The 10,906-nt window shown below is 51.1% G+C and carries 13 protein-coding genes and 2 riboswitches; of the genes, 11 read left to right on the top strand and 2 right to left on the bottom strand.

The window, feature by feature from the left end; genetic code table 11:
• The first annotated feature begins 76 nt into the window (after positions 1 to 76).
• The 8 genes from rfbA to BN2106_RS10540 all read left to right on the top strand — a co-directional run bounded on the left by rfbA (position 77) and on the right by BN2106_RS10540 (position 6,931).
• Complete coding sequence (gene rfbA / locus BN2106_RS10575) at positions 77 to 958, top strand: glucose-1-phosphate thymidylyltransferase RfbA (protein ID WP_050698561.1); 882 nt, start codon at positions 77 to 79, stop codon at positions 956 to 958.
• Between the two features lie 14 nt (positions 959 to 972).
• Positions 973 to 1,863 (top strand): dTDP-4-dehydrorhamnose reductase, encoded by an 891-nt coding sequence (rfbD, locus tag BN2106_RS10570; protein WP_050698560.1) that lies wholly within the window; start codon positions 973 to 975, stop codon positions 1,861 to 1,863.
• Positions 1,863 to 2,906 (top strand): dTDP-glucose 4,6-dehydratase, encoded by a 1,044-nt coding sequence (gene rfbB / locus BN2106_RS10565; RefSeq protein WP_050698559.1) that lies wholly within the window; start codon positions 1,863 to 1,865, stop codon positions 2,904 to 2,906. Before rfbD ends, rfbB begins: the two co-directional genes overlap by 1 nt.
• Before the next feature lie 21 nt (positions 2,907 to 2,927).
• On the top strand, positions 2,928 to 3,473 hold the full coding sequence (gene rfbC / locus BN2106_RS10560) for a dTDP-4-dehydrorhamnose 3,5-epimerase (RefSeq protein ID WP_050698558.1): 546 nt from the start codon (positions 2,928 to 2,930) through the stop codon (positions 3,471 to 3,473).
• A gap of 67 nt (positions 3,474 to 3,540) precedes the next feature.
• Positions 3,541 to 4,773, top strand: coding sequence for a hypothetical protein (locus BN2106_RS10555; protein WP_154666495.1), 1,233 nt, complete (start codon positions 3,541 to 3,543; stop codon positions 4,771 to 4,773).
• A 17-nt stretch (positions 4,774 to 4,790) separates the two neighbouring features.
• A complete protein-coding gene (locus BN2106_RS10550; protein WP_154666494.1) occupies positions 4,791 to 5,363 on the top strand; it encodes a hypothetical protein in 573 nt (190 codons plus the stop codon).
• A 115-nt stretch (positions 5,364 to 5,478) separates the two neighbouring features.
• Positions 5,479 to 6,033, top strand: a complete 555-nt coding sequence (locus tag BN2106_RS10545) for a class D sortase (protein WP_242846311.1) — start codon at positions 5,479 to 5,481, stop codon at positions 6,031 to 6,033.
• A gap of 10 nt (positions 6,034 to 6,043) precedes the next feature.
• Positions 6,044 to 6,931, top strand: a complete 888-nt coding sequence (locus tag BN2106_RS10540; protein WP_050698554.1) for a hypothetical protein — start codon at positions 6,044 to 6,046, stop codon at positions 6,929 to 6,931.
• A gap of 90 nt (positions 6,932 to 7,021) precedes the next feature.
• Here the strand turns inward: BN2106_RS10540 and BN2106_RS10535 are convergent, their stop codons facing one another.
• Together BN2106_RS10535 and BN2106_RS10530 are read right to left on the bottom strand one after the other, a co-directional pair.
• Positions 7,022 to 7,783, bottom strand: coding sequence for a DeoR/GlpR family DNA-binding transcription regulator (locus tag BN2106_RS10535; RefSeq protein WP_050698553.1), 762 nt, complete (start codon positions 7,781 to 7,783; stop codon positions 7,022 to 7,024).
• Positions 7,784 to 7,986: 203 nt separating this feature from the next.
• Entirely contained in the window at positions 7,987 to 8,562 is a 576-nt protein-coding gene (locus BN2106_RS10530; protein ID WP_050698552.1) for a thymidine kinase, read from the bottom strand.
• Positions 8,563 to 8,839: 277 nt separating this feature from the next.
• On the opposite strand from BN2106_RS10530, the gene BN2106_RS16175 reads away from it, so the two are divergent.
• From BN2106_RS16175 to gcvH, 3 genes are all read left to right on the top strand, one after another.
• Positions 8,840 to 9,016, top strand: a complete 177-nt coding sequence (locus BN2106_RS16175; protein ID WP_154666493.1) for a hypothetical protein — start codon at positions 8,840 to 8,842, stop codon at positions 9,014 to 9,016.
• Between the two features lie 147 nt (positions 9,017 to 9,163).
• Positions 9,164 to 9,246, top strand: a riboswitch (glycine riboswitch).
• 3 nt (positions 9,247 to 9,249) lie between these two features.
• Positions 9,250 to 9,322, top strand: a riboswitch (glycine riboswitch).
• Positions 9,323 to 9,386: 64 nt separating this feature from the next.
• Positions 9,387 to 10,460 carry a glycine cleavage system aminomethyltransferase GcvT gene (gene gcvT / locus BN2106_RS10520; RefSeq protein WP_050698550.1) on the top strand — a complete coding sequence of 358 codons (1,074 nt, stop codon included), beginning with the start codon at positions 9,387 to 9,389 and terminating at the stop codon, positions 10,458 to 10,460.
• A 37-nt stretch (positions 10,461 to 10,497) separates the two neighbouring features.
• A complete protein-coding gene (gcvH, locus tag BN2106_RS10515; RefSeq protein ID WP_050698549.1) occupies positions 10,498 to 10,878 on the top strand; it encodes a glycine cleavage system protein GcvH in 381 nt (126 codons plus the stop codon).
• Positions 10,879 to 10,906: the final 28 nt, after the last annotated feature.

The following is a 10,906-nucleotide window of genomic DNA, read 5'->3' as shown; positions in this document are numbered from 1 at the left end:
AACTCGTGTATATGCGATAACTGAAACTTTATAGAAAGGAAAGAAAATGGTAGAACGCTATCATTGAAAGGGAACAATGAAAGGAATTGTATTGGCCGGAGGCAGTGGGACGCGCCTGTATCCGCTGACAAAGGTTACGAGCAAACAGCTTCTTCCCATTTACGATAAGCCGATGATTTATTATCCCTTGTCGATCCTGATGAGCGCGGGCATACAGGATATCCTGATTATTTCCACGCCGGATGATACGCCGCGCTTTGAATCCCTTTTGGGAGACGGACGGCAGTTCGGCATCCGTCTGAGTTATCAGGTGCAGGAGCGCCCGGAAGGGTTGGCACAGGCGTTTATTTTGGGAGAGTCGTTTATCGGGGAAGAGAATGTGGCGATGATCCTGGGGGACAATATTTTTCATGGCCACGGGCTGGACAAGCATCTTCGGCAGGCGGCAAACCGTGCACGCGGAGCGACCGTGTTCGGCTATTATGTAGACGACCCGGAGCGGTTCGGCGTGGTGGAATTTGATTCCGAGGGCCGTGCGGTTTCTCTGGAGGAAAAGCCAACGGTGCCAAAGTCCAATTATGCGGTGACGGGCCTGTATTTTTATGACAACCGCGTGGTGGAATATGCCAAAAACCTGAAGCCCAGTAAGCGCGGCGAACTGGAAATCACTGATCTGAGCCGCATCTACTTGGAAAATGGCGAGTTGGAGGTTACGCTGCTGGGGCAAGGCTTCACCTGGCTGGACACGGGAACACATGAATCCCTGGTGGATGCCACCAATTTTGTCAAGACCATCGAGACGCACCAGAATCGCAAAATTGCCTGCCTGGAGGAAATCGCCTATAACCACCACTGGATCACCCGGGACGATATGCTCCGCGCCTATGAGGAGCAGAAAAAGAACCAGTATGGCAAGTATTTGATGGACGTCCTCAACGGCAAGTTTATTGACCTGTGAAGGAGGGGAAATAAATGAAACTGATCATCACAGGCGGCAATGGACAACTGGGGAAAGAGCTGCAATCCATTTTGAGAAAGGGCTTTTCCGAGATCGGTCCCATTGCAAAAGAGTACGGGGATTGCACCGTGCTGGCTGTGGACATTGAAGACCTGGACATTACAGACAACCGTCAGACGGCATCGTTTATCGAGCGGGAAAAGCCAGACGTCGTTGTCAACTGTGCGGCGATGACCAATGCAGACATGTGTGAAGTGGAACGCGATACGGCATACCGGGCCAATGCATTAGGGCCTGCGAATCTGGCGAAGGCCTGCGAACGCATAGGCGCTAAGCTCTGCCACATTTCCACCGATTATGTATTCGGCGGCGAGAGAAATGTCCCGTTCAGCGAATACGACTTCTGTAATCCCAAAAACATTTACGGCAGTACCAAGTACATGGGTGAGGTCTATATTCGCGAATTCTGCTCCCGGTATTTTATTCTGCGGACTGCATGGCTTTATGGATACGAGGGCAGCAACTTTGTCAAGACCATTCGCCGGCTGGCAACGGAGAATAAGACTATTAAGGTAGTTAGGGATCAGGTTGGCAATCCGACGAACGCCAACGACCTGGCGCATCATATTCTGAAGGTAATTCGGACCGAAGAATATGGCATCTATCATTGTACAGGAAATGGTATTTGTTCCTGGTACGATTTTGCCAAAGAGATTGTTTCGTTTTCCGGTTTGGATTGTGCCGTGCAGTCCTGCACCACGGAAGAGTTTCCACGTCCGGCACGCCGTCCGGCATACAGTGCGTTGGAAAACCGTATGCTGCGCTGTACGGTGGGGGATGAAATGCGGCCCTGGGAGGACGCGTTGCGGCAGTACATCCACACGCTGGACGAAGGGGAGGTATGATGAAAACATATCTTATAACCGGTGGCGCCGGTTTTATCGGAACCAATTTTGTTTATTACCTGTTGAAAAAATATCAGGATATTTGTATCGTCAATGTGGATGCTCTGACCTATGCGGGCAATCTGGAAAACCTGCGCGCGCTGCGGGGCGACCCACGCCATCGGTTTGTCCGCGCGGATATCTGTGATACAGAGGCAATGGAATCGCTGTTTCAGAAGTACGACGTACAATACGTGGTAAATTTTGCGGCGGAGAGCCATGTGGACCGCAGCATCGCTGATCCTTCCATTTTTGTGAAGACAAACGTAGAGGGTACGGTTAACCTGCTGAACCTGGCTAAAAAGTATTGGACCATCGGAGAGGACATCTATCGTGAGGGCGTCAAGTACCTTCAGGTCTCTACAGACGAAGTATACGGCTCCTTAGGGGAGACCGGATATTTTACAGAAGAAACGCCGCTTTGTCCGCACAGCCCATATTCCGCCAGTAAAACGGCAGCGGATTGTTTTGTAAAAGCCTACGGTGATACCTATCGGTTTCCGGTCAATATTACCCGTTGTTCCAATAACTACGGTCCATATCAGTTTCCGGAAAAGCTGATTCCGCTGATGATTACCCATGCATTGCAGCACAAGAAGCTGCCGATCTACGGGGACGGTATGAATGTGCGCGACTGGCTTTATGTAGAAGATCACTGTAAGGCGATCGATATGGTGCTGACAAATGGCAGTGTGGGAGAAATCTACAATGTAGGAGGTCACAATGAGCGTCCGAACCTCTTTATTGTGCAGGAAATCCTGCAATACCTGCATACACATGCGGACGCACAGATCGGAGAAGACCTGATTGAATATGTTGCGGACCGAAAAGGGCACGACCGCCGTTATGGGATCGACCCCGCCAAGATCAAAGAGGAGCTGGGCTGGTATCCGGAGACGAAGTTCGAGGATGGCATTCGCCGCACTATGCAGTGGTATCTGGATCATCCAGACTGGATGGAGCGTATCGCGGACGGTTCCTATCGGGGTCTCACGGCGCTGTAACAGAGAAAGTGAGGATGAAAAGTGGGTAAATTTACGTTTCAAGAGACGGAAATAAAAGGGGTTACCATCATAGAACCGACTGTATTTGGGGACGACCGAGGCTATTTCATGGAGACATACCAATACGAAGCTTTCCGCGCCGCGGGCATTTCCGCCGTGTTTGTACAGGACAACCAGTCCAAATCCAGCAAAGGGGTTTTGCGTGGCCTGCATTTCCATACCAGGCATCCACAGGGAAAGCTGGCGCGCGTGACAAAGGGGACCGTCTACGATGTGGCGGTGGACATTGACCGTAAAAGTCCCACCTATGGGAAATATGTGGGTGTAATCCTTTCGGAGGAAAACAAAAAACAATTTTATGTCCCGGCAGGAATGGCACACGGTTTTCTGGTGCTTTCCGATGAAGCGGAGTTCTGCTATAAATGTACGGATTACTACGATCCCAGCGGGGAAGGCGGTATCCTGTGGAACGATCCTGATGTTGCAATCGATTGGCCATTGAAAGGACTCGAAGTGAAGCTGTCGGAAAAGGATCAGAAGCAACCTTTATTACGGGACCTTTTATAGGGGACGGAACGATGGATGCATCATCCGTTGTACAAATATTAAAGGAAATTTTTAAGGAGTGAGTTACATGAAAACGAGAAACAGATTCCTATCATTGGTGTTAACACTTGCGCTGGTCTTCACTTGTTTTGCCGCCTTGCCGGCGTATGCAGCGGACAATTCGTATGACATCCGCGTGATCGGAGGAACAAGCATGGAGGCAGCGGGGTACTCCGGGACGGCGTTTAGCATGAAGGAGAGCTCTGCGGCGCAAAAGCTTACCTTCCAGGCGCAGATTTTTGATCCGGCAGGAAAGCCGGTGACCTTTGCAAATATTCTGGCGGTGCAGGCAGCCGTTTCCGTTCAGCAGTACAACGGCCAGCTCCCGATTTCCGGTGTAACACAAACAAAGTTTTTATCCGGACTCGCCATTACGGATCTGCAATCGAACGGTGTCTTTACGGTAACGGCAAACGTTGCGGCCAATACGGCGTCCGGCTCCGTTGATGCGCTGACTCTCACTTACCAGGGCGCAACGGCAAATGTGGGCGTTTCCGTTGGTACCGCATTCAGAATGTACAATGCGAAGGGCAAAAACATCACGATTAAAGCGGTTGGCAACGAGACACGTATTTATGAAGACTCTGTACCCGCGATACTCAACGGCAGTATGGACTTCACCAACGCGATGATTTCCGGGGGAGAGGCGTCCGGTTCGGCTACCATTACAATGGAGAGCGGTACAGTTGCCTACATATCCGGGTATACTGTGAAAAACGGAACGAGCACCGTCAACGTAACCGGTGGAACCGTGACGGGTAATATTCTGGGCGCGGCCGGAAACGGCGTATCCAATGTTAACGTCAGCAATGCAAAGGTTGGGACGGACGGTTTGGCCAACGGCGCAATCTACGGTGTCAGCGGCAACTTCACAGGAACGACAAACATCACGGTGAAAAACAGCACGGTTATGTCTGCGGTATATGGCGGCGGCAATCGTGACGACCATTATGGAACGGCAAATATCTGTGTGGAAAGTTCTGTCGTTGGCGACGAAATATACGGCAATACGCCGCTGATCAGTGATATGTTCGGCATTGCCGGCGGCGGAAAATACGGCAGCGGCGGCGCGAGCGTCTATATTACGCTGTCCGGTTCCACCAAGATCAATGGAAAAATAAAAGGTTCTTCCATGAGTCCGTCTTTTGGAACACAGTCGTTGGCATCGTCTAAGCTGACCTTGGATGGCGTAACCGTCCAGAAGGCGGCGCTTGTCGATATCAAAGAAGTAGTTTCTCAAAACGGAGGAAAAACCGCGTAAGTTCTGGAGGATTTTAGATGAAAAGACTATTATGCACATTGTGGATTTCTATGTTGGTTGTACTGTTTTCAGCAAACGCTTTCGCAGCCGGTTTCAATACGCATGAGCAGAGCGTACTTTCCGCACTGCGCAGCGGTGTCTCCGTCAACGGGACGACCATTCAACTGCCGGCGCAGTATTTAAACCAGGCGGAAAACTATCTGAATACGGTAGATCTCACGGCGGAGCAGGCAGATGAAATCATTGGCTATATCGGCCATGCGAAATCCCTTGTGAGGGAGGAAGCGCAGAAAACCGGCGCGACCTCCATTGCCGAGCTGAAAAAGTCCGGTAAAACGCTGCTGAATCAAATCGTAAGCGATGTTCAGAAAGCGGCGGCTGTGGCTGATTTAAAAGTCGGCTACGATAAAAATACGCTGGTTGGTACGGATGCGTCGGGCAAAACAGTTTTCAGCGCGGCAAAACCGATCAAGAAGACCGGCGGAGACTGGCAGCCCCTTGGCCTGATTGCTTCTGCTGGTACGCTGGTCGTTCTGGCAGGCGGTGCGCTGTGGGCAGCCCGCAGATTCCGGCTGTATGAAGAGGCATAATCGGGGACAGCGCAGGCTTTTGCCTGCGCTGTCGTTTATCGGAGTCCCAATTCTGTTTTGTGCAATTGGATATCTCATTCTGTATTTATCTGTGGGCTCGCTGCTGGGGACTGCTATGTCCTTTATAGACCTGGCGTTTTTGCAGGAACGCCCGCAGCACCACGCAGAATATCAGAATATCTTTGAAGAACAGGCAGAAAGCCGGCCGGATACCGGGAAGCTCAAAGCTTCGGAGATCACGGTCCCCGGCTTTGGTGACCAGTTCGGCAAACTTACCATTGAGGGGACGCAGGTTGACGCCAAACTGTTCTTTGGAGACAGCAACCAGGAGTTTAAGAACGGTGTCGGCGTGTACAACGGCAGCGGTCTGCCTGGTTACGGAAAAACGGTTCTGATTGGGGGCCACAACAATACCTTCTTTCATGATTTGGGAAGTGCCCGGGAGGGCGCGGTCATTACCGTTGAGACCAATTACGGGACATACCGTTACGAAATAACCGAAAGCAAGGTACTGCAGGCAACAGATCAATCGGCCTATGACCTGGAAACCGCGGAAGAAAATATTGTCCTGTACACTTGCTATCCGTTCGACGCGTTGGGGCTGACACAGGAACGGTATTTTGTCTATGGAAGCTACTTGTCGGGTCCGCAGATCGACCTGTATGAATAGGAGAGAGCATATGAATCACGAAAATAAACGCCGTGCCGCATGGGCGGTCAATGGAATCTTTTCGTTCCTGCTCTCGTTCTTTCTGTATCTGGCGATTCTTTGCCTGGTGTTCAGTCAGACAATTTTACAAGAGGGGTTTGCGAGGCAAATTCTAGCAGAGAGTCGGTATGTTTCACTGCTTGCTGGGGAAATACGGGATGAATTTATTGCATACGGAGGAGTCGGCGGCTTTGAAGAAGCCTTCTGGGAGGAAAAATTTTCACAAATTGTTTCGGAAGAAATGCTGGAAGCGGATGCAGCCCGCCAGCTGCACAGCTTATATACAGGGACGTCCTTGGAAACCAACGAGGAATTGGTTCACTCCAGCCTGTATACGGCTTTTTTAGAAGAAGCAGTCAGGCGGGGGACCGCCGTTGATGCGGACAAGGAGAATGACCTGCAAAGTTTGGCGGAAACCTGTGCGGAGGTATATGGAGAGGCGGTCCGGATTCCCTATGCGGACCGGATTGGAGGGCTGCTTGTCAAAGCAAAGACGCCGCTGTATGCGGGTCTTGCCGTACTTGCATGCCTGTCCGTACTATGCGCCGCGATAATAACATGGCTGAATCGAAAAAGCGGCCGGTGCCTTTATTGGCTGTATGGCGGGTTGGCCGGTGCGGCGCTTTTATCCGCTGTGGTGCCTCTGGGAATATTGTTCTCCAGAAAAATCGGGAAAATTGGTATTTTCAGCCAGGCGATGTATGCGTTCAGTACGCTGTTGCTCACGAGGACGCTATATGCATTCCTGCTGGCTGCGGGAATCCTGTTGTTGCTGGCGATCGTTTTACTGGCGGTTCAAGGGATACGGCGGGCGGGAAAAAGGCCACCGCTGGAAACAGAAAATGTACCCAAAGGATAAACACAAAGAGAGGGCTTTCAATCGTACTTCTGTCCTACGATTGAAGGCCCTCTCTTCTTTATGTTTTCCTGGGGACAGGCTTTAAACAACTTATTCTTCGGCAGTCAGAATTGAAATCTGGTGATCCTCTAAAAATTGGATGATATCCACCGGTGGGCGGGCATCTGTAACCAACACATGAATCTGTTCCAGACCGCAATAAGTGACCAGGGAAGCGGTATTGTACTTGGTATGATCCGCCAGCAGGAAGACCTGCCGGCTGCGTTGTACAGCCATACGCTTAATTTCCGATTCCATCGGGGAGGAGTTGGTAACGCCGCTGGCAATAGAGAGACCAGAGGTTGAAAGAAAAGCCTTGCTGATGTTATAGTTTTTCAGCTCCTGTACCGAGCCTGCGTCTGTAAAGGATAGAGTCTTTCGATTCAGTTGGCCGGAAAGGGCAATTACGTTAATATTTGGATAGGGGATCGCCCGGTATATGATTTCCAAATGGTTGGTCAAAATAGTCAGGTTGTCCCGTTTGGAAAGCGTTTCAATCATATGCAGGGTCGTTGTGCCGGAATCGATAAATATAATATCTCCATCGCGCACCTGCTCTGCCGCTAAAGCGGCGATGCGCTTCTTCTCTCCCAACTGGGCAATATTGCGTTCATCAAAAGAGGCCTGGGCTTTTTGTGTCTGGACGGTGATCCCACCGTAAATCTTTTTGTAGCGGCTGTCTGCCAGGATTTCATCCAGATCCCGCCGGATGGTGCTCTTTGAGACTTGGAAAGATTCGCAGATCTGGTCCAGCGTAACCGTCTTATGTTCGTTGATGTATGCTTCAATTTGCTGAATCCTCTGTGAACGCATGGTAAGCCCCCCTTTATCTGTAAGACTCTATTTTGAATCTTTAGTATTATTATAATGAAACATGTCGAAAAAATCAATTAGAATAATTTAATTTTAGAAAATGAGATAAGTAACCGGATGAGTTTTGGAGTGAAAACCGGTTTGTCAATGAAAAAACAAGCGGAAAGCTCTGTGCAAAAAAGAGCTTTCCGCTTGTTTTTTCATCAGGCGTTCTTTACCGTAAAGTTTTCGTCCCGCCAACATTTATAGCACATCCCAAGATAGCTTTCATTGCCGCCAATCAGAATCTGCTCCCCATCCCGCACGATTTTACCATTTCGGATTCTGGCGTTTACCTCCGCTTTCCGGCCGCAGCGGCAGACGGATTTAATCTCGGAGAGGGAGTCGGCCAATTCAAATAGGCGTTTGCTTGCAGGGAACAGATGGGTCTGAAAGTCGGTTTTTAAGCCGAAGCAGAGAATGGGAATCTGGTCTACTGCCAGGTCCTTAAGCTGCTCTACCTGCTCCGGCGTGAGAAACTGTGCCTCGTCAATAATCCATACCTGATATTCCGGATGTTGATGGAACCAGTCCAGCAGATTGACCTGACTGTCAATGACATAACAGCGTTCTTCCAAACCAATGCGGGATTTGACAAGGTTTGCACCGTCGCGGTTGTCGACGCTGGGTTTCAACAGTGCGACACGATACCCCTGTTCTTCGTAGTTGAATTTGACCATCAGCGCGTTTGCTGATTTGGAGCTGTTCATTGCGCCATATTTAAAATAGAGCTTTGGCATAACAATCGCTTCCCGTTCTTTTCGCATTTTTCCTTATTATATCCGCATTTTCCGAACAATGCAAAAGGAAAACACAAGAACAGAACCGATTTGTCACAATCCTGTCCACCTTGGCATAGTTTATAAGGCGGGGACAACCCCGAGAAAAATAATAATGGAGGGATCGTTGATGTGTTGCAACAACAATTGGTGTGGATGCGGAAACAGAGGATGCTGTGGAGGAAACGGCGGGGTCGCTGTTCTGCAGGATTATGTGCCTGCGGCAGGGGGCTGCGGTATGGCTGTAGATGCGGTAGGCAGCGGATGTGGGTGCGCTGCCGCCGCTGCGGAAAGCGCTGTTGCCAACGCTAGCGGATGTGGCTGCGGCTCTAACTGGGGCTGTGGTGCAAATGCGGGCTGTGGCTGCGGCTCCAGATCGGGCTGCGGTTGTGGCTGTGGAAATTCCTGGTATTAAACGCAACCGGATCACATTGCATGATTGAGAGAGGCACCGCATAAAATAGATTGCAGAAGTGGCGCCGCGGCTTTTTTGAAAAACTTCCGGATAGCACTTGACTTAGCAGGAAATTTTTCCTATACTTGAAACAAATAGAATATCTGGGTGAAGATACCGGGAGAGACCGTTGATGCGGCGCCGAAGGGGCTATGCAAAAAACTCTCAGGCAAAAGGACCGGTATCGGACAAAACTCCGAAAAGCCGCATTGCGGCACCGAAGAAGCAATCCCAATCCGGGAGAATCTTTCAGGTTATATGACGGGGCGCACAGTTTTTGTGCGCCCCGTTTTTTTGTCCAAATTTACCCGGAAAGAAAAGGAGGCCCATTATGGAGAAGAGAACGCCCCTTTATGAACGGCATGTAGAGTTGGGGGGACGGGTGGTTCCCTTTGCTGGATTCCTGTTGCCGGTTCAGTACAAAACCGGCGTCATTGCAGAACACATGGCAGTGCGGGAGCATGCAGGTCTGTTCGATGTATCCCACATGGGGGAGGCTGTCCTGGAAGGCCCTGACGCGGAAAAGAACCTCAATGCCATTCTCTCCAACGATTTTTCAGGGATGCCCATCGGCGGCGCGCGCTACACCCTGATGTTGAACGAGCGGGGCGGTGTGGTTGACGACCTGATTGTGTATCGCTGCGGAGAAGAGCGCTTTTTCCTGGTGCTCAACGCGTCCAACACGGAAAAGGACGTAAATTGGCTGCGCGGTCATCTGCGTGGAGAAGCAACTCTGGAGGACATTTCCGACCGGACGGCGCAAATTGCCCTGCAGGGCCCGGACGCCAAGGCAATGATCACCAAATTTGTACCGGAAGAAGCGCTGCCGAAAAAGTATTATTCCTTTGTGGAGCATGTATCCGTCGCAGGGGTGGACTGCATGATCTCCCGTACCGGATACACAGGCGAATTCGGATACGAGCTGTATATGGACCCGTCCGGCGCGGCCGCCGTTTGGGACGCTCTGTACCGGGAAGGCGCGGTTCCGTGCGGTCTGGGTGCGCGTGATACGCTGCGTTTGGAAGCGGCAATGCCGCTGTATGGTCATGAGCTGGACGATGAAACGGACCCGATTTCCGCCGGCCTGGGCTTTGCCGTCAAGCTGGAAAAGCCGAACTTTATTGGAAAGAGTGCATTGATCGCGCGGGGAGAGCCGGTCCGCGTCCGCGTAGGGCTGAAGGTTACGAGACGCGGGATTATCCGTGAGCATGAAACCGTTTATGCCGGAGAGACGGAAGTTGGAAAGACGACGTCCGGTACGCACTGTCCCTATCTGGGCGCCGGCTATGCCATGGCGTATCTTGACAAGGCAAGTGCGGCGGTTGGAACGCAGGTGGAGGTATCGGTGCGGGGACGCCGGATTGCGGCGGAGGTCGTACCGCTGCCGTTCTACAAAAGAGCATAACAGAAAAAACGAAATCAATAAACTGGAGGGCTTTCATATGAATATTCCTGAAAATCTGCTGTATCTGGATTCCCACGAATGGGTGGAAAAGACCGGTGAAAAAACTGCGCGCATTGGTCTGACCGATTTTGCACAGGACCAGCTGGGCGACCTGGTATTCGTCAATCTGCCGGAAGAGGGCGATTCTGTCGCCGTTGGCGAGAGTTTTGCCGATGTGGAGAGCGTCAAGGCGGTTTCCGATATTTACAGCCCGGTGACGGGAACGGTCGCCGCAATCAATGCAGATCTGCTGGATGCGCCGGAAGCAATCAACCAGGACCCGTACGGCGCGTGGCTCATTGAGGTAACCGATATTACGGAATATGGCGAACTGATGGATGCCGTTGCTTACCAGGCTTTCTGTGAGGAGCAGAATTGATTCTGTCGTTCTAGTACATAAAGAAAGG

The organism is Anaeromassilibacillus senegalensis (assembly GCF_001261775.1).
Lineage (GTDB): Bacteria > Bacillota > Clostridia > Oscillospirales > Acutalibacteraceae > Anaeromassilibacillus > Anaeromassilibacillus senegalensis.
This window is presented reverse-complemented; position numbering and strand designations above follow the sequence as displayed.